Origin of the sequence: Bacillus sp. FSL K6-1106 (assembly GCF_038005245.1) — a bacterium.
Lineage (GTDB): Bacteria > Bacillota > Bacilli > Bacillales > Bacillaceae > Bacillus > Bacillus altitudinis.
In genome coordinates, this window is the sequence record NZ_JBBOSV010000001.1 from 2,183,307 (window position 1) to 2,202,753 (window position 19,447).

Here is a 19,447-nt window from a genome sequence, read left to right on the forward strand (position 1 = left end):
TTTAAGCATACTCTTCTTCTACATAAATTCAAACTACCAACTTACATTATAGCGCTTACAATTTAAATTCTTATTTTTCAAACTAATTAAATCAATTTCTAGAAAAGCGTTTTCGTCGTTCAAGTTTTGATCACATCTTCATTTGGACAAACTATGTTATAGTTGGAACAGATGGAAAACTGTAAATAGGAGTGAAAGAAATGAGCGAACAACATACAACAAATGAAGCAGCTCAAACACTAGATGGCTGGTATGCACTGCATGATTTTAGAACGATCGACTGGACAGCTTGGAAGTTGCTGACAAGCGATGAGCGTCAAGCCATCATTCATGAGTTCACAGGTCTATTAGAAAAATGGAAAACAGCCGAGCACAATCAGGCTGGAAGCCAAACAATCTATAGTATTGTCGGCCAAAAAGCAGATATTATGCTCATGATTTTACGTCCGACCATGGAAGAACTAGGTGAAATTGAACTTGAATTCAATAAGACACGACTAGCAGAGTTTACGATTCCAGCTTATTCTTACGTGTCAGTTGTTGAACTCAGCAACTACTTGGCAGGAGGCGGAGATGGCGGAGACCCTTACGAGAACCCGCATGTACGTGCGCGCCTCTATCCTGAGCTTCCTTCTTCTCAATATGTCTGTTTCTATCCAATGGATAAAAGACGTTCTGGTAATGACAACTGGTACATGCTTTCAATGGATGAGCGCAAATCCCTTATGAGAAGCCATGGCTTAATTGGCAGAAGCTATGCTGGGAAAGTAAAACAGATCATTACAGGTTCTGTTGGCTTTGATGATTATGAGTGGGGCGTCACTCTTTTCTCTGATGATGTGCTTCAATTTAAAAAATTGGTTTACGAAATGCGATTTGATGAAGTAAGTGCACGTTACGGCGAATTTGGTTCCTTCTTTGTTGGAAACCGATTAGCAAACGAGCAACTAGCGTCTTATTTCCATGTATGATAAACTCTTAAGGCTTCGGATCTCTCCGAAGCCTTTTTATGTATTTGTTTAGAAAGGTGATCTCATCATGAAAAACTTCCCCATCGCTATTTTTGCGTTAACGCTCGGTGCGTTTTCGATTGGCATGACTGAATTTGTGATCATGGGGCTTTTACCAAATGTCGCAGATGATCTTCATGTACCATAATCATGATTGCATAAGCTGTTCCATAATATCCAATCGATGATGTCTTGTAGTGGATCAGTTGTAGCTGGCTATATGAACCCTCCAAGTAATAAGATAAAATTACACTTAAACCAACAAATCCCCCCAAAAAACCAATAAAACTGTCCCATCTTGTTTTTCATTTTCAGGATAAGTAAGAAACAAAACTAAACTCATGGCCCACAACAATGCTGTTAGGATGAACATCATTTTATTTCTTTAGCCTACTTTCAATAAATTGAAGTGTGTCGGCTGCTATTCTATTTCTAGATAGTACAATTCCCGCATGCCCACAACTGTATATGTGCCTTTGAGGTTGATTCCAGCTATTCCACAGAGTATCAGCATCGTTTATGTCGATATACATGTCATATTTTCCTGATATTAAGAGTACATTTTCTTTGTCTACGAGAAGTTTTGCTTTACTAGGATTCATAATATCCCAAGCTTTGTCGAGTTCTTCATACGTTGTTCCATGTTCCTCCAGATCTCTTCGTATATACTTCCCAGGAAGAGTGTTCCAGATGGAATGCGCAATATTATTCGCATAAAAAGCTGATACAACAATATTCACATCTTTCTCGACTGTTGCTAATAAGTTTGTTAGCCACCCTCCTAAACTAATACCAACTAAAATTATTTCTCCACCTTCATTTTCCTTGATCCATTTAATCAGCCCTCTAAGTTCAACAATAGCTTGCTGGGAGGATTGCACTGTTCGACTTATATTGGCGCTAATCATGTGTTCACCAGAATATGTTGAATTTTGTGGTTCCCTATTGAAATGATAAGGCAGCGTGTAGTAATACATATTCCAATCATAATTTTTAACAATTTTATCGTGAAAAATCTTCTTGATTCTGTCGTATGAATCCATTCTCCATCCATGTACAAAGATTACATTGGGTTTGTGCTTTGACTCTTTTCGTAAAAACACTTCCCCAGAAACCTTGTCATTCTTATCTTCACCAGATTTGATGCTTGAATGAAAGGAAAATATTCCACTTTCTAAGTTTGCTGTATGGTTGTTGATGTGAAATTGTAAATCAATAGGCTGAGCACTAAAAAAACGATCCCTGTTACCTACGTCTATAGGCAAATGATTATAGTGACTTTCTTTGCTTCTTGTTCTGTGCATATCCATTATTGCTGCGTAATCTATTACTTTTAAAAGCTTCAAAAGAATTAACTCCTTTAATCACAAATGATTACTATACGAATATTTTAGTATAGAGGAAAAAGGACCTGAGGGCAGGTCCTTTTTCTATTTCACCACGGTCATTTCTGGCTCTTCTATTTGTTTCACACGTTCCTGTACCGGATGGGTAAAGGAATGCTCTGATAAAACAATATGAGAGACCGTTTTTGTAAAGCCAGACACATCTTGAATAAACGCTTCAATTTCTTCAAGAGAAGAAACAGACAGCTTAATGAAAAAACAGGACTGTCCTGCCACTCGATAAGCAAAGAACGCACGTGGATGCTGGTTCATAAATGTCACAAAACGCTGATACTCCCCATTTAATACGGTGACTTCCAGTAAACAGTCTATCATCAGACCCAGCTTTTTATAATTGACTTGAACAGAATACCCTTCGATAATCCCTGCATCCTCTAGTTTTCGCACTCTTTCTGCTACCGCAGGTGCTGATAAATTCACTCGTTTGGACAATTCTCTCATTGATAAGCGGGCATCTTCTCTCAATTCGTTTAAAATATGCACATCCACATCGGTGATTTTCATTCGTTACGCTCCTATCCCAAAATCGTTCCATTTGAAAAGTATTTTATGACGATACTTATGATACGAAATGTAAAATAAAACTAAATAATGGTAGAATTTATTTTAACGGAATTGAATGAAAAAGCAAGTATGGAGGGATCACTTGATGAAAGAATCTTTAGACAGCCAGGCTTCTAAAACATTTCCCATCACACTTGCCATTGCACTCACACTTGGCGTTTTTGCGGCGGGATCGGAGGAACTGGTGATTTCACCACTGCTGCCTGATTTATCAAACTCCTTTCAGCACTCTCTTGATGTTCTCGCTCTTTCCATCAGCATTTATGGGTTAGCTGTGCTGGTTGGAGCTCCGCTGCTCGTTCCTTTAGGGGATCGATATTCAAGAGAGCTGTGTTTGATGATTGGGCTGTCTTTCTTTTTGATTGGAACAGTGATGTGTGCTGCTGCTCCAAATTTGGCCGTGTTTTTTGCAGGCCGTGCTATTTCAGGGCTGGCAACTGGTGTATTTGTGCCAACAGCCTATGCTCTTGTGGGCGACCGGGTTCCATACGAATATCGCGGCAAAGTGATGGGACTCATTGTATCGAGCTGGTCTCTTTCTCTTGTCCTTGGTGTGCCCATTGGCGCCTTTATCGGCCAGAGTTTAAACTGGCGCTGGACGTTTTGGATCTTCGCTATGATGAGTCTCATTGTCCTGCTGCTTGTCATCCTTGAATCAAGAAAACAAGTCAGAGCAGCTGATCCGAAGGCACCTCATGCTAGAGAGAAAACAGGCGCTTTATGGGGAGCTTTGAAAATCAATCGTGTGCCTGCCTATTTGACTGTGACGTTTTGCAATATGCTTGGATTTTACGGCATGTACTCGTTTTTAGGTGCTTATTTGCAAAGTCTGTTTGATGGCGGACAATCAACAGCTGGACTTCTTATTATGGCTTATGGCGTCGGCTTTTCTATGAGTATGTTTACTGGAAAATTAGCAGACTGGTTCGGTAAAACCCGTTCCCTTGTCTTTGTGCTGGGTGGAATTGCGCTTGTTCTAGCCTTGCTTCCTTATGCGCCATTCTCGTGGATGTTGCTGATTTTCGCCCTATTTATTTGGGGTGCTATGCAAAGCTTATCTGTCACGCTTCTAAGCACCGTTCTAAGCGACTGCTCTCAAACCCATCGCGGGAAAGTGATGGCTTTTTACAGCCTGGCCTCCAACCTTGCTGTTATGCTCGGTTCCGCACTGATGGGACCCGTTTATGTCCATTTCGGATATCATACGGTAGGTCTTGTCTGTGCATTGATCACACTTGTTGGTTTTATCATCAGCTTCGTCAGCTATAAACGAGAACGCGCCTTACAGAAAAAACAGCCAACTACTCTTGAAACGTAAGCACATTTCACTGCACATCTCGATATGTGCAGTTTTTTAGATCAATTTTTAATATCATCATATATTACATTTTTTATAAAATTTGTTGACAATTACCAATTTTAAATTTTATAATCTAGTAAAAATTTGAAAAAGATTGGATGGTAAACATGATCCTAAAGAATGATGATGTGTTTCATTTCAAAGAAGAGCCAAGCCCTTCACCTAAGATGTTTACAGTCAATACTCTAGGCCCTAAGGGGACAAGCAGTGAATACGCAGCAAAACATTTCATCTCTCAATCCACCACTACACTCGGCACTCATACGAAACTATCCCTTTATGACACATTCGAAACTTGCATTGAACATACTCTCTCTCAACCACTTCAATTTACTCTCGTTCCACACGCATATGAAGGCATCAAACACTTCTACATGAGACCAGATCTACAGCTTTTACAAATTTTCAGATGTGACACGCCCATGTATGGTTTGGCTGTCAGACCTGATTTCCCATTCAATGAACAAATGCTCCACCAATTAAAAATTGTCTCACATCCTGCACCTGTCAATTTAATTCAATATTTCATTCACCAAAATGCTGAATTTGAACTTGTTAATTCTACAAGTACTGCCGCGCAGAAAGTAAGAGACGGCGAATTTGATTTTGCTTTAACGAATGAGGTGGCAAGAGCCACATATGGTCTCATCTTCATTCGAACGTTTAAAAGTATACCCATGAGCTGGTCCATATTCGGAAAAGGAGAGATATAAGATGCAAACTGAACAAAAGACGCAAGAACGGTATTTTCCTCAAGCGAAAAAATTAGAATGGGATAATGGCGTTATCCAATATTCCACTGTAAGAGGCGGTACGGAAGTGTTAATTTCATACGTCCCTCCCCGCACGATTATTGAACCTCACGAACATCCCGAAGCACAAATCGGTATTGTGTTAAAGGGCGAGCTTCAAATGACTGTCGGCCAATCGACTCAACTGCTCACCCCATTAGAATCAGCCTATATCGCACCACCGTTTGTCCCTCACGGCGCTTCAAATCTGACAGATGAAGAAGTGATCGCCATTGATATTAAGAGATTAAAGGATAATGAAGAATATACAGCTCCCCCCACTTATTTCTTAGACATTTTCAAAACACGGGATTTACTCCCTGGCATGGAAGTGACTTTTTTTGTGGAGGATTGGATGGAGCTGATGATTGCCAATATCCCTGGAAACGGCGGAGAAATGCCTTTTCATAAACATAGAAATGAACAAATCGGCATTTGCATCAGTGGAGGGTATGATATGACAATCGAAGGCTTTACAGAAAGGATGGAATTTGGCACCACCTATTTCTGTGATCAACGGGAAGATCATGGGGCCATCAACCCAAAGCCAGAAGCATCAAAGTCTATTAATCTCTTCTTCCCTCCTCGCTATAATCGCTTAAAACCAAAGGCATCTAAGGTGAAGAAATGAAGCTGGATGGAAAAGTTGTCCTCATTACAGGGGGTGCGTCGGGGATTGGGCTTGCTGCTGTCAAGCTCTTCCTCGAGCATGGAGCAAAAGTAGCTGTCGCTGACATCAATGAAAGCAGCGGCAACCAACTAATTGAATCATTGCCGCATGAGCACCTTGCATTTTTTAAAACAGATATTACGAAGGAGTCTGACTGTCACCAAACCGTTCAGAGCGTGCTGAGCCGATTCGGTGCCATTGATGTCCTCATTAACAATGCAGGCATCGAAATTGTCTCACCTATTCATGAGATGGCACTGGAGGATTGGCATCGTATTCTTCAGGTCAACCTGACCGGCGTCTTTCTCATGAGTAAGCATACTTTGCCGCATATGCTTGAAAAGAAGAGTGGAAGTATTATCAATACCGGATCTGTCGGAGGTCTTGTGGGCTGGCCTGACATTCCGGCATACAATGCAACAAAAGGCGGTGTCATTCAGCTCACCAAATCAATGGCCATTGACTATGCCGCTCATCAAATCAGGGTGAATTGTATTGCCCCTGGCATCATTGATACACCATTAAACGAGAAGTCCTTTTTAGACAACCACACAGAAAGTCTCGAGATCGTCAAAAAGGAAAAGGCAAAGGTGAACCCTATGCTGCGGCTTGGAAAACCTGAAGAAATTGCTGGCGTGATGCTCTTTCTCGCCTCTGATCTATCCAGCTATATGACTGGAAGTGTCGTCACAGCAGACGGAGGTTACACCGCTAGATAAAAAGGAGTGCTTTCATTGAGTAAAAAAACTGTACTTGTCATTGCTGATCTAGGTGGGTGCCCGCCCCATATGTTTTATGAAAGCGTGGCGGCATCGTATCATATCGTTTCTTATATCCCGAGACCCTTTGCGATTACAAAGGGACATGCCGAGCTAATCGAAAAATACTCCATTGCGGTCATCAAAGACCGTGATTATTTTGATACACACCCTTCTTTTGAACACCCTGATTCTATTTACTGGGCACATGATGATTATCCAAAATCAGAAGAAGAAGTTGTGGAAGACTTCATTCGAGTGGCTTCCTTTTTCAAAGCAGATGCAATCACCACCAATAATGAATTATTCATTGCACCGATGGCAAAGGCCGCTGAACGTCTTGGGCTGCGAGGTGCCGGTGTCAAGGCAGCCGAAATGGCGCGTGATAAAAGCCAAATGAGGGCTGCATTCAACGCCTCTGGCGTCAAAGCGGTGAAAACTCAGCCTGTCACGACTTTATCTGATTTCCAAAAAGCCATTGAGTCTATCGGAACACCGCTCATTTTAAAGCCTACATATTTAGCCAGTTCTATTGGCGTCACCTTGTTTCATGATAAGGCTGGAAGTGATGATCTGTTTTTACAAGTACAATCGTATTTGGAAACCATACCAGTCCCAGACGCTGTCACGTATGAAGCACCGTTTGTCGCTGAAACGTATTTAGAGGGTGCTTACGAAGATTGGTATGAAGATGAAGGATATGCTGATTATGTCAGTGTAGAAGGGCTGGTCGTAGAGGGCGAATATCTCCCTTTTGTCATACATGATAAAACCCCTCAAATCGGTTTTACAGAAACGGCTCATATCACTCCGACGATCTTAGACAATGAAGCAAAGCAAATCATCATTGAAGCAGCAAGAAAGGCAAATGAAGGACTAGGTCTTGAACATTGTGCAACCCATACAGAAATCAAACTCATGAAAAATCGAGAAACTGGATTGATCGAATCAGCGGCTCGATTCGCTGGCTGGAATATGATCCCGAATATTAAAAAGGTCTTTGGCGTCGATATGGCCAAGCTATTGATTGATGTATTAGTTGATGGTAAAAAGGCTGTACTGCCAAAACAGCTGCTTTCTGGACATACATTTTATGTAGCGGACTGCCACCTGTACCCCCAGCATTTTAAAGAGAGTGGGCTTATCCCACCTGAAGCCACACATATCACCATTGATCATGTGTCTATTCCAGAGGAGGCATTCGTTGGAGATACTGCAATTGTCAATCAATCATTCCCTACCAAAGGGACTATGGTGGATCTTGCCTTATTTGAAGCTTTTAATGGAATCGTATCTCTTGAATTAAAAGGATCATCCTCACAAGACGTTGCCGCGTCCATCCGCAACATTCAGAAACAGGCAACGATTCAGTTAATGGATGAATTAGTGAAGGGATAGAAAGAGAGGCTGCTGTGGTGAAAATGTTAGCATCTAAAATGATTGAACGGCTGCCTGAACAAAAATTCGGCACCGTCTTTGAAAAAATTGCTCAAAAGACAAAAAACGGAGCAAACATCATGAATCTAGGTCAGGGAAACCCTGATCTACCAACTCCTCCCCATATCGTGAGTGCCCTAAAGGAGTCAGCGGGTGTTTTGCCATTTCAACAATATGCCCCTTTTAGAGGCTTTGACTTTTTCAAACAAGCCATTGCAGATTTTTACAGATTGGAATTCGGTGCTGAGATTGATCCGCAGAAGGAAATTGCTCTTTTCACTGGCGGAAAAACGGGACTGTATGTCATGAGTCAGTGTCTGCTTGATCCAGGAGATATCGCACTCGTTCCCGATCCAGGATACCCTGAATATCATTCAGGCATTTTGATGGCGGACGCCCAGCCATACAGTATCAAACTTGAAGAGAAAAATGGCTATTTACCAGATCTCTCCTCAATTGATCGTGATGTAGTCAAAAAAGCAAAAGTACTGTTCTTGAATTATCCGAATAACCCCACGGGTGCTGTCGCAAATGAGGCATTTTTTGAAGAGGCTGCTACCTTTGCCGCCGCTCACGAGCTGTATGTTATTCATGATTTCGCCTATGGGTCATTTCATTATGAACAAACACCCGTGAGCTTCATGAATACTCCTCTCGGGAAAAGTGTAGGAGTCGAATTATATTCTCTATCAAAGACTTTTAATATGGCAGGATGGAGAGTCGCTTTTGCTGTTGGAAATGAGGAGATCATTCATGCCATCAATACCTTCCAAGACCACGTGTTTGTCAGTATGTATGGCGGATTTCAACATGCAGCGACTGCTGCCTTGCAAAGTGATGACTGTCATATTCAATCATTAAGAGCGATATACCTTGAACGAATCAATTTCTTCATCCGGCAAGCGGCGAGAAAGCTTGGCTGGACAATCAAACGTCCACCCGGCGCCTTTTATTTATGGGCTCCGATTCCTGATGACTTTGAACATTCTCATGCCTTTGCTGACTATTTACTCGAACATGCCGATGTTGTCGTCACGCCTGGAGGAGTATTTGGAGCCAATGGAAGCCGTCATGTACGCATTTCCATGGTTGCTCCGATTGAAGAGCTTGCTCTCTTTATCGACCGTCTGTCCATCCTCCCCATTCGATTTCATCAAAAAACCCGCCTATAGCGGGTTTTTTTCAGTTTATATACTTTTCATCGTTCCACCGTCTACGGAGATTTGTTGGCCTGTGATATAAGAAGCTTCCTCTGATGCCATAAAAGCTGCCAATGACGCCATCTCACTCGCTGAGCCTACTCTTTGCATTGGGATACCTGATGCGACAGCTTGTACAGCCTGCTCTCGTGACACTCCCTGCTTCGTCATCATATTGCCGATAAATTGTTCATACCGATCGGTTGCAATAAAACCTGGATTTAAACAATTTACCGTAATACTAGACGACGCAAGCTGTGTGGCTGCATTTTTACTGGCATTAATAATCGCTGCATTCATCATACTATTCGTAAACATTTGTTCACCAGGTTCCTTCCACAGGTTCCCGACAATTTGAATGATCCGTCCATATTCATGTCTTTTCATCAATGCTACTGCACGCTTCATTGTATCTACGTAGGCGATGGCTTTTTGGGAGAAAGCAGCCAGCATCTGGTCAGGTTCACATGAATCAAATGTATCTGGTTTTCCTCCTGGAATGTTATTGATCAGCACATCGAGTCTGCCAAACTCCTTTTCTATTTCTTCAAAGGTTTCCGACCTCACCGCTTCAACCGACATATCTCCACAGAATAGAGACAGCGGTTCCTTTGTTTCTATCATATCTTGAATGTGCTGTTTCGTCTGTTCAAGTGAGGCCATATTTCTAGAGTTGATGATCACCTTCATATCGCTCTGGGCGGCAAGTTTTATTGCGATTGCCTTTCCAATGCCTGTACTTGCCCCTGTTACAAATGCAATTCTTTTAGACAAACTCATCCACATCCCTTTTCATCAATATACATAAAATGACACATACAGAATGTATTTCAACAAAAAAAGACCTTTCTCCTGCGAAAGGCCTCTCTTCTCTATTTAAATGTCGTTTCCCAATTAAATCCGATTCCCTCATCATTCCACGCAATTCTCTTCTCATCTGGATTTTTTGGGTCGTACGATTCTGTTGTAAAATACACAATCTGCAGCGGCGTCTCCCCTAATACGCGGTAGCCATGGGCAACTCCCTTTGGGATGAGGAGCAGCATCGGATTATCTTCTCCCATATAATACACATCGGTTTGACCCTTTGTCGGGGAATCTTCTCTCAAATCGTATAAAACGACCTGTGCATGACCTGCTGGGAAAAACCAAACATCGTCTTGTTTTTCATGATAATGAAAGGCTTTGATCACGCCCGGAAAGCTTTTCGACCATGATGCCTGACCAAATCGCTTCAGCATCGGTTCGTCATCTCGAATAAGCTCTGCGAAAAAGCCGCGATCATCACAATGTTTCATGAGTTTTTTCGTTTGAACACCATCAATCATGCTGCTCGAATCTCCCTTCTTTCTGCAAGTATTCGTGAAGTGCATCCTTCCAATGTCTTGGCTTCCAGCCTGTCGCTTCAATCGCTTGCAGGTCTAAAACAGAGTAGGCGGGCCGAGGTGTTTGGAAACCGTACTCTTCAGTGGAAATGGGCTCAATTGTCGTAGACAGACCGCTTGCTGCCACAATTTCTGCCGCAAAGTCAAACCATGAACAGCTTGCTCGGTTACTGACATGATAAATACCTGCTTTCTGGTCAAACAAGTGAATCAAAGCTGCTGCGGCATCCTTTGTATAAGTAGGAGACCCTAACTGATCATTGACGATGCGCAAATGATCCTTCGTTTCAGCCAGCCGAAGAATGGTATTCACAAAGTTATGTCCCTCATGTCCATAAAGCCACGATGTCCGAATGATCTTCACTTCATCTGACACAAGATGAATCAATTCTTCTCCAAGTTTTTTACTCTTTCCATAAATGGTTTGCGGATCTGCTTGTGCATCAACTTGGTAAGGGGTATCCGCTTGCCCATCAAACACATAATCTGTGCTGACATGTAATACATCAGCCCCTACGTTCTTAGCCTCAAGCGCTGTATAGTAGGCGCCAATCCCATTCACAAGATAGGCTTTTTCCGTTTCTGTTTCGCATTGATCCACAGACGTATAAGCAGCCGCACTGACAACAATATCCGGACAGAAATGTCTCATTGCATGTCTGACTGCCTGTTGATCTGTGATATTCAGCATACTCCTTGTTAAAGCAATGACTGTGATGTCTTTTTCTTTCAGCTGTTTCGTCAATTCTTTCCCAAATTGGCCGCCTGCACCGGTGATTAAAACTTTCATCGGTCACCCTTCTTCACTTTGATCATATTTGGCACGATACCAATCGATCGTTTTTTCGATACCTTTTTCGAATGAAGTTGCCTGCACCCAGCCAAGCTCTTCTTTTAGCTTACTGGCATCAATGGCATACCGCCTGTCATGCCCTTTCCGGTCTTGAATAAACGCGATTTGGTCATGAGAGATGCCTAGATGTGTGAGAATGGTTTTGGTTAAATCAAGATTTGTTTTCTCGTTGCCACCGCCAATATTGTACACCTGACCGGCTGTTCCGTTTTCTACTACTTGTTTTACGGCTCTCGCATGATCCTCTACATACAGCCAATCGCGGATCTGCTGGCCGTCTCCGTATATCGGAATCTTTTCACCATTGACCGCTTTTCTAATAATGGTTGGGATTAATTTTTCTTCATGCTGATAAGGTCCGTAGTTGTTGCTGCATCTTGTGATCATTGCGGGTAATTGGTGGGTGTGGATATAAGATTTCACAAGCAAGTCTGAACTTGCCTTGCTTGCTGAATAAGGATTATTCGGTGAAAGTGGTGTTTGTTCTGTGAAAGCAGGATCATCCGGCTCCAAATCTCCATATACTTCATCTGTCGAAATATGAATAAGTTTTTTCGCCTTTCCCTTTAAAACAGCTTCAAGCATACGATAGGTACCAAGGACATTTGTTTGGATAAAGGGTTCTGCTGACTGAATACTGCGATCGACATGTGATTCTGCTGCGAAATGAATGATGGCATCATAGGCTTCATCAAATACTTGATCCAGTTCGTCTTGCAGCGTGATATCTCCTTGGACAAAACGGAAATGAGGCAGCTTTGATAAATATTCCATTTCCTTTGGATGACTGGCATATGTTAATTTATCAAATACGGTAAGCCGGACATCGGACTCTTGAAGCAGCAGCTTCACAAAATTCAGTCCAATAAACCCTGCTCCACCTGTAATTAAATAAGACTTCGTCATTCGTATCCCTCTTTTTCCTTCATCGTTTCAAACATTTTTGTAGATGCTTCGTGGAGAGATTCATGTGTTCCTGCATCAATCCACCACCCTTTTAACATATCATAGGTCAGCTGGCTATTTGAGATGTAAAGATTATTCACATCAGTAATCTCTAGTTCACCTCGATCTGACGGCGAGATTTCCTCTATATATTGAAAGACATCTTGATCATAAAAATAGATGCCCGTGACGCAGTAAGATGACCTCGGATGCTTTGGCTTTTCTTCTATTGATAAAATTCGGTGATGAGCAGGATCAATTTCTGCAATGCCAAACCGTTTTGGATCTGTCACCTCTTTCAATAAAACCTTGGCTCCGCTTTCTTGTTGCCTAAAGGCGTCGACAAAAGGGCGTAATGAATCTTCAAATACATTATCACCAAGCATCAGCACAAATTTTTCCCCTTGAGCAAAGGGCTTTGCATAGGATAAACCATCGGAAATACCAGACGCTTCTGGCTGTACTTGATACACAATGTTCATCCCAAGTTCACGATCATCTTCCAGTAACTTTTGAAACAACGGAATTTGTTCTTCCTGTGAAATCAGCATCACATCTACAATTCCTGCTTCTTTCAGTTTGAATAATGACCAATAAATCATCGGGTATGGACCAACCGGCAGCAAGTGTTTGTTGAAAATCTTCGTTAATGGTGCCAGCCGTGATCCTTTTCCTCCTGCTAAAATAACTCCCTTCACATCTACACATCCTTATGTTCTTTTTGGTGTGAATTCATGAGGTGTATAAGAATGTTTTTCACTCGTTCGATTCCTTTTCCATCAATGAGTGAACGTCCATTAAGATGAATGCTTCTGCGGAGAAAATAGCTGCCAGACAGTTTTTGAACAGCTTGCAACAGGTCTTTTTCTTCCACAAGGTCTCCTAATCCAAGGTGAAAACAAGCGCCCTTTTGCGCAAACATGCTCGCTGTCACTGCTTGGTGGTCTACTTGCGATAGGACAATGCTGGGCACCCCGATACAAATTACCTCATATAACGTCATACCGCCTGCTACGATAGCCACATCAGCTTCTGATAAAAGAACCGGTAGTTGATCTGTATGTTGAATGAATTGGATATGTTCCGCCTCTACTTGCTCTTTGATGTGAGAGGCTTTTCCTGCGACCGCTAAAATGTCTAGGTGATTTGTTTGAAGAAGCGCCGATACAGCCTTTGATAACAGGCCGCACGGATCACTGCCGCCAAGGCTGATGACCACCTTTTTACATTCTTTCCGAACCTCATATGTGTCTTTGAATCGTTTAAACTCGTGATCTAACAATAAATAGGGCGTTCCATGATAATAAACCGTGCCATTAACCTGCTCGTGCTTCCCGTCCAGACCGCCATAAATGCCATTTATGACCGTGTCTGCAAGCTGACAGGCTTCCTCTCTTTTTTCCTCAAATAAGACCAGCCTCGCACTACCACAGGAGTCTTTGATCATTTGAAGAAACTGAAGATCACAATCAAGGACATCTATGACTAAAAGGTCAGGCATCAGCTTTTTGATATCTTGTTGGATTTGGAGAAGCGCATTCGGCTCATGCACCATCTGAACGTGCCACTCTGGGTGCGAAAGCATTTCTACACAAATTTGATCATTTGTATAGAAATATAAATCGTTCCCTTCTTGAAGCAGTTCTTTTGCCAAACGTTTCATTCTGACGACATGACCCATTCCTCTTAAAAAACCCCCATAAACAACAATCATGATTTTTTTGTTCATTCAGCATCCTTCTGTCTCACAGATTGATTCAAACGAACAATGTCTGGATGTTGTTCACAGATAGAAATGAGCTCAGCTGTCGGCACAGCAATAGAACCACCAGCTTTCTCTAATAAACAGGTAGCAAACACATAATCTTCTTCTGTATCAATCGTGAATCGATAAGCAGGATATGCAAGTTCTTTGGGCGGTGTGAATAATTGAAGGTGAAATTGCTCGGGATGCTTTCTGATATACAGCGTGACATGCTCACGTTCTGAATAAGTGAGGGGAAATTTGTCGATTTCACATAAAATAGATGCCTCAATCATTTCCCCGGAAATACCGAGTGGTGTTCCGTTCGTATATGTGTAATCAACCTTTTCCTGTCTATGTTTTTCAAGCATTTTCGACAAAAGCGAAGGATCTATAAATGGATTGTCCCCCGTTAAACGTACAACCGTTTTAGGTTCAAATTGGCGGACAATCTGCGCAAACCGCTCAAGCACATCTGCCTCACTGCCTCGAAACACCTTATAACCCTTTGACATACAGTATTGAGCCAAATAGTCATCCTCTGGCTCGACCGTTGTGGCAATCATAAGGTTTTGCATTTTGTGATGGTAATCATCTGATTGCTTCACCCGCTCCACAATCAAATCAATCAGCGCCATGCCGCCGATCGGTTTCATCACTTTTTTGGGCAGTCTTGTTGACCCCATCCTAGCCTGAATGACAAAAAGCACATCATGCATCATCATGAGACTCCTGCGTGAGTACGTCTTTCCACGAAACGCCTGTATGGGCTGGGATGTCTCTCACAGCCTTTGTGCCAAGTAAAATCGGCATATACCGCGGATGCAACCCCTGATTTTTTTGTCCAGGGCGCAGCACAGCTACATTTTCTGACGTGAGGGTCTCTCCCTTTGCAATGCCTTTTGTCGTAAAAATTCCTCGATACGCAAATTCTCGAATCTGCCCTTCAATGGCTGTTGTCGTTTTATAAGAACTGCCAAGAAGCTCCTCTGGTAATGAATGAACGTCTATTTCCGCTTGATTCCGCTGCTTTTCTGCTGCTCGAATGTACTGAACCATTTCCTTTAATTCTTCAGGATTAAGAGCAAATGAATGATCCGCTCCGGGTAATGTTTTATCTATTGTAAAATGTTTTTCAATCATTGCTGCCCCGAGCTTCACAGCGGCTACTGGCGCTTCCGTCGGGTGTTCACTATGATCTGAAAAGCCAATGACTGCTTCAGGGAAAGCGGACCTTAAGGTTTGAATTACCCGCAGGTTCGTATATGCTCTAGGTGCTGGATACTTTGCCACACAATGCATGATGGCGACTTGCTTATTTTGCTGGCTCGTAATCGTTTCGTATGCTTCATGAACATCAGCAATGGTGGCTCCAGCTGTTGAAAAAATGATCGGCTTTTGAAAAGAAGCCGTATGACGCAAAAGAGGCAAATGGTTGATTTCATAGGATGCCAGTTTAAAAGCAGGTGGATTCGTTTGATTCAATAAATCTGCCGATTCTTCATCACACACGGTGCTTAAAAACATCAGTCCTTTTTCCTTACAACGTCTCAATAAGACAGGTAGCCATTCCGGCGGCAGCTCCATTTGTTCCACTAAAGAAAAAATAGACACTTCTTCTCCTTTGGCCGTTTCGTATAACCCCGGTTCCTTTTGATACATCCGATCCGCTTGAAACATTTGAAACTTCACCGCATCAGCCCCTGCTTCTTTTGCCACATCAATTAAAGCAAGTGCCTGATCCAGCTTTCCATCATGGTTAATGCCTGCCTCTGCAATGATAAAGACAGGCGAACCATCTCCCACTTTGCGATCTCCGATATAGAAATGCGCCATCTTACCTCTCTCCTTTTTTCGGCCACACATGGTAATACAGAAAAGTATTCATTGTCCTAAACCCCATCTTTTCGTACAGCTGAATGGCTGTCGTATTATGAAGCTGTGTCCCCGCAGAAATGAAGTGATGCCCTCTGTGATGAGACACTTTCATCATCTCAATAAACAGCTTTTTTCCGATCCCTTTTCCTTGAACATCCGGTCTAATCGCAAAAAGCTCAAGCCCCATCTCATGCCCCTTTGTCATACCTTGAATCAAGCCAACCACTTCATCATTCACCTTGGCAACGAGGTTGATATCTGCGCGTCCGAGTAAGTTGTTTCTCATCCACTCCTGATAAAAATGCTGAACAACACGCTGGTCTAAATATGGATCAAGGGCATAACGGCTTTTCACAAAAGCCTGATCACCTAGTAAGACCGCCTCATCGTAATCCTTTTCATCTGGCACACCCATCACCACATCTTGATCTGATGATGGCATCTCCATGAGGGCAGGTGGTGCCTCAAGCCTAGTGAGACCACCGACATAATACACATGGGATAGTTTTTGAACAATGCGGTTTTTTTCAAGATCAGCCGCCTCAAGACGTAAAAAGAAAAAATCACATTTTTCTGTTCTCATCCAATTGATGAATCTCTCCATCAATTCTTTAAAGAGCAGCGCTGATTCAGCTTCCACAAACTTCACATGAAAAATATGCTTGTCAAAAATGCCGCTCTCCCATTTGGACCATTCGTATAACAGCACTGCTTTGAGCTTAGCGCCGCTGACAAGAGCAAACTGCTTGAATCCTGTCATGCGTCCTGCTTCATGACCATATGTTTTCAGCCAAGCTGCCAGCACCTGATCATCTATTGCATGAACGACTTTCATGAAGAGGCCTTCTTGTCTTTTAAAATTGACACAACTGCGGTGATGACATCCTGCACATCTTCATCTGTCATACTTGGATAGAGCGGGAGCGAAAGCGTTCGTTTGTAATAAGTGAGTGCCTCAGGGAAATCCTCTGGTGAATGGTTGTAGGTCTCTTGATAATATGGATGCAAGTGAACGGGAATAAAATGAACACTCGTGCCGATTTTATATTCCTTTTGCAGCTGATCAATCATGTCATCGCGTGTGATCAGTGCTTCTTTTGGATCAACTTGCAGCACATATAAATGCCACGCATGTCTTCCCTCATCATGTACAGGCGGCAAGATGAGACCAGCTTCATGTTGAAATGCCTGATTGTATGTCTTCGCAATCTGTTCTCTACGTGTCTGCATCTCCTTCAACCGGCTTAGCTGAACGAGCCCTAACGATGCTTGCACGTCAAACATGTTCATTTTATAGCCCGGTTCCTCGACCTCGTAATACCATGTTCCCTTTTCTCCATAACGATTCCACGCTCCCTTACTCATCCCGTGAAGCGCCAGCCTTCTGATTCTAGCCGCAAGTGCATCATCATTTGTCGTCAGCATGCCGCCTTCACCAGTCGCTATGTTTTTCGTTGCATAGAAGCTAAAAGCGGTCGCATCACCAATTGATCCAATCGGTTGATCATGATAGGTCGTATAGAGGGCATGAGCGGCATCCTCCAGCACGAACAAATCATATTTTCTGGCAATCGCTAAAATTTGGTCCATATCACACGATTGACCAGCAAAATGTACAGGGACAACCGCTTTCGTATGTGGTGTAATGGCCGCTTCTAATTTTTTCGCATCTAGATTGAGTGTCGCCGGATCAATATCCACGAAAATAGGGGCTGCCCCCGTATGGATGATCGTATTGGCTGTTGCGCAGAACGTCAGAGGCGTTGTGATGACCTCATCACCAGCTCCAATGCCTCTCGCCTTTAACGCTAAAAATAGAGCAGCTGTACATGAATTGACTGCTATTGCGTGCTTCGCTCCAGTCAGCTGCCTAAACTCTTCTTCAAACTGTCTAACTTTTGGTCCGGTGGACAACCAGCCGGACTTTAATGTTCCAATGACTTCATCAATTTCTTCCTGTTCAATAAAAGGCAGTGCATAAGGAAGAAATTGTGCTCTCTTTTGTCCCATATCGCTTGCACACCCCTATCTTCATCTCTGAAAATCCACGCCTGTTTTTGTTTTGAGCAGAGAAAGCAGAACATCGGTCGATTGTGCATGCGGATAATGCTCTTGAATGAAACGAGCTCCTTGCTGTTTCGCCAGCTTCATTTCTTGTTCATCCGATAAAATACGGATCGCTTTCTCGGCCAACTCAATAGGGTTTTCCATGTGGCAGCTGCCAAGCGACTCGTAATAAGGGTATCTTCTGCCTTCTGTCATTTTTCCAATCAGTACACTCTTTTTAAAGAGCATTGCTTCCAGACCAACTGTTGATGTGAGCGTAATGACCATATCCATATACGGCAGGAGGTCATACAAGTCGATCTCTTTTTTAATTAATCTCACATGGTTCCCCGCACGTTCAATCGCAGTGTAGTCATTTAATCGATTTCGAGCGATTTCCCACGGATGCGGCTTCATAATCAGCTGAATATCTTTCCGTTTTGCAATCGTTTTAAGAACATCACCGTAAAAGGCTTCTGAAAACGGCTGTGTCGCCACGAGCACAGTCTTTTTGGCAGGATTGAAGTTCAATTTACGAAAGACCATTTCCTGTTGAAGCGGTGTTCGCTCCTGCACCAAATCAAATCTCGGGTGACCTGTGATCTCCACCTGCTCAGGCTGACAGCCTTTGTCTACATACCAGTCCTTTTCATATTTTCCAAACACTCCGTGGCAGGTGGTGAAAATCGGCAAAAAGGCTTCATCTCCCATGAGCGCACCGTGCTGAAGACAAATACTTGTGAGATGGCGCTTCACGGTTTGCAAGGCGAGCACACGGCTATATGCATCCTCCGTCGTACCAACTACGACAGCTGTGATCGGCTGCATCTCAAATAGCGTTTCTATTTGGTCAATCACATCAATAAATTGCACAAGGTCCTTCCGAAGCTTTTCTCTAAAAAAGACATTGCCAAAAACAGGATGCTGGGCGTAAGGTTTCAATAGAGCATTTGCTTTTTCAATATATTCAACATGGGCTTCTTTATTAACCTCTCCGGCTAATTCCGGCTTGCTGATCACTGGTAATCCGAAATAATCAGCCTTCTTCCAGCGTGCGAGCACCACTGTTTGGTTCGGATGGAACCGCATGTAATTTTGTTCAGTAAAACGCAGGTGTTCAAAGTGAAGCAGCACCTTTCCATGACTCGGACGATAAGGGGTACGCTTGATCTGCTGTTTATGCTGATCAAAAAAGGGCTGAATGTCTTGTGGCTTTGGACAAGTCGTTGTCAGCTCTTCACCAAACGCCTCATCATCCATACGTTCCCTCACTTCAAGGCTGATGTATTGATAAAAATTACTGATTAATCCAAGGGGGATGTGGCGATAGGTTAAGTCTTTCATCAGATTCACATACTCAAAGTACACCTGCCAATAATGATGAATATAATGCGACACTTA

20 protein-coding genes are annotated in these 19,447 nt (G+C 42.8%); 7 read left to right on the top strand and 13 right to left on the bottom strand.

The annotated features are described in order from the left end of the window. Positions 1-200 precede the first annotated feature (200 nt). Entirely contained in the window at positions 201-971 is a 771-nt protein-coding gene (gene hemQ / locus MHI20_RS11460; protein ID WP_024719459.1) for a hydrogen peroxide-dependent heme synthase, read from the top strand. 416 nt (positions 972-1,387) lie between these two features. Here hemQ and MHI20_RS11465 read toward each other — a convergent pair whose 3' ends face one another. Both MHI20_RS11465 and MHI20_RS11470 read right to left on the bottom strand, forming a co-directional pair. Further along, positions 1,388-2,356: an alpha/beta hydrolase family protein gene (locus MHI20_RS11465; RefSeq protein WP_340938412.1), complete on the bottom strand. Its 969-nt coding sequence runs from the start codon at positions 2,354-2,356 to the stop codon at positions 1,388-1,390. Positions 2,357-2,440: 84 nt separating this feature from the next. Continuing rightward, positions 2,441-2,920: an Lrp/AsnC family transcriptional regulator gene (locus MHI20_RS11470; protein WP_099727986.1), complete on the bottom strand. Its 480-nt coding sequence runs from the start codon at positions 2,918-2,920 to the stop codon at positions 2,441-2,443. A gap of 145 nt (positions 2,921-3,065) precedes the next feature. Between MHI20_RS11470 and MHI20_RS11475 the strand changes: the two genes are divergently transcribed. The 6 genes from MHI20_RS11475 to MHI20_RS11500 all read left to right on the top strand — a co-directional run bounded on the left by MHI20_RS11475 (position 3,066) and on the right by MHI20_RS11500 (position 9,168). Next, positions 3,066-4,298, top strand: a complete 1,233-nt coding sequence (locus tag MHI20_RS11475) for an MFS transporter (protein WP_340938424.1) — start codon at positions 3,066-3,068, stop codon at positions 4,296-4,298. Between the two features lie 149 nt (positions 4,299-4,447). Continuing rightward, positions 4,448-5,053, top strand: coding sequence for a bacilysin biosynthesis protein BacA (locus tag MHI20_RS11480; protein WP_017368256.1), 606 nt, complete (start codon positions 4,448-4,450; stop codon positions 5,051-5,053). Between the two features lies 1 nt (position 5,054). After that, positions 5,055-5,762: a cupin domain-containing protein gene (locus MHI20_RS11485; protein WP_340938429.1), complete on the top strand. Its 708-nt coding sequence runs from the start codon at positions 5,055-5,057 to the stop codon at positions 5,760-5,762. Next, positions 5,759-6,520 carry an SDR family NAD(P)-dependent oxidoreductase gene (locus MHI20_RS11490; protein ID WP_008343608.1) on the top strand — a complete coding sequence of 254 codons (762 nt, stop codon included), beginning with the start codon at positions 5,759-5,761 and terminating at the stop codon, positions 6,518-6,520. The genes MHI20_RS11485 and MHI20_RS11490 overlap by 4 nt, the downstream gene beginning before the upstream one ends. A 15-nt stretch (positions 6,521-6,535) precedes the next feature. Continuing rightward, complete coding sequence (locus MHI20_RS11495) at positions 6,536-7,957, top strand: ATP-grasp domain-containing protein (protein ID WP_284725827.1); 1,422 nt, start codon at positions 6,536-6,538, stop codon at positions 7,955-7,957. 17 nt (positions 7,958-7,974) lie between these two features. Further along, on the top strand, positions 7,975-9,168 hold the full coding sequence (locus tag MHI20_RS11500; RefSeq protein WP_414642640.1) for an aminotransferase class I/II-fold pyridoxal phosphate-dependent enzyme: 1,194 nt from the start codon (positions 7,975-7,977) through the stop codon (positions 9,166-9,168). Positions 9,169-9,183: 15 nt separating this feature from the next. On the opposite strand, the gene MHI20_RS11505 is transcribed toward MHI20_RS11500, so the two are convergent. The 11 genes from MHI20_RS11505 to MHI20_RS11555 form a co-directional block, all read right to left on the bottom strand. Beyond that, positions 9,184-9,975, bottom strand: coding sequence for an SDR family oxidoreductase (locus MHI20_RS11505; protein ID WP_340938443.1), 792 nt, complete (start codon positions 9,973-9,975; stop codon positions 9,184-9,186). Positions 9,976-10,067: 92 nt separating this feature from the next. Next, positions 10,068-10,523 (bottom strand): dTDP-4-dehydrorhamnose 3,5-epimerase family protein, encoded by a 456-nt coding sequence (locus MHI20_RS11510; RefSeq protein ID WP_024719468.1) that lies wholly within the window; start codon positions 10,521-10,523, stop codon positions 10,068-10,070. Continuing rightward, the gene (gene rfbD, locus MHI20_RS11515; protein ID WP_340938448.1) at positions 10,516-11,370 is read right to left on the bottom strand and encodes a dTDP-4-dehydrorhamnose reductase; all 855 of its coding nucleotides are present in this window, start codon (positions 11,368-11,370) and stop codon (positions 10,516-10,518) included. The genes MHI20_RS11510 and rfbD overlap by 8 nt, the downstream gene beginning before the upstream one ends. 3 nt (positions 11,371-11,373) lie before the next feature. After that, the gene (gene rfbB / locus MHI20_RS11520; protein WP_144667614.1) at positions 11,374-12,339 is read right to left on the bottom strand and encodes a dTDP-glucose 4,6-dehydratase; all 966 of its coding nucleotides are present in this window, start codon (positions 12,337-12,339) and stop codon (positions 11,374-11,376) included. Further along, positions 12,336-13,076, bottom strand: coding sequence for a sugar phosphate nucleotidyltransferase (locus MHI20_RS11525; protein WP_110487179.1), 741 nt, complete (start codon positions 13,074-13,076; stop codon positions 12,336-12,338). Before MHI20_RS11525 ends, rfbB begins: the two co-directional genes overlap by 4 nt. A 2-nt stretch (positions 13,077-13,078) precedes the next feature. Further along, positions 13,079-14,107 (bottom strand): glycosyltransferase, encoded by a 1,029-nt coding sequence (locus MHI20_RS11530; protein WP_193803914.1) that lies wholly within the window; start codon positions 14,105-14,107, stop codon positions 13,079-13,081. After that, a complete protein-coding gene (locus tag MHI20_RS11535) occupies positions 14,104-14,844 on the bottom strand; it encodes a cytidylyltransferase domain-containing protein (protein WP_061420581.1) in 741 nt (246 codons plus the stop codon). Before MHI20_RS11535 ends, MHI20_RS11530 begins: the two co-directional genes overlap by 4 nt. Next, the gene (locus MHI20_RS11540; protein WP_110487181.1) at positions 14,834-15,958 is read right to left on the bottom strand and encodes an N-acetylneuraminate synthase family protein; all 1,125 of its coding nucleotides are present in this window, start codon (positions 15,956-15,958) and stop codon (positions 14,834-14,836) included. Before MHI20_RS11540 ends, MHI20_RS11535 begins: the two co-directional genes overlap by 11 nt. 1 nt (position 15,959) lies before the next feature. Next, positions 15,960-16,835: a GNAT family N-acetyltransferase gene (locus MHI20_RS11545; RefSeq protein WP_056408421.1), complete on the bottom strand. Its 876-nt coding sequence runs from the start codon at positions 16,833-16,835 to the stop codon at positions 15,960-15,962. Further along, complete coding sequence (locus MHI20_RS11550; protein ID WP_045033856.1) at positions 16,832-18,010, bottom strand: DegT/DnrJ/EryC1/StrS family aminotransferase; 1,179 nt, start codon at positions 18,008-18,010, stop codon at positions 16,832-16,834. The genes MHI20_RS11545 and MHI20_RS11550 overlap by 4 nt, the downstream gene beginning before the upstream one ends. A gap of 21 nt (positions 18,011-18,031) precedes the next feature. Continuing rightward, complete coding sequence (locus MHI20_RS11555) at positions 18,032-19,444, bottom strand: capsular polysaccharide export protein, LipB/KpsS family (protein WP_340938473.1); 1,413 nt, start codon at positions 19,442-19,444, stop codon at positions 18,032-18,034. Between the last annotated feature and the right edge of the window lie 3 nt (positions 19,445-19,447).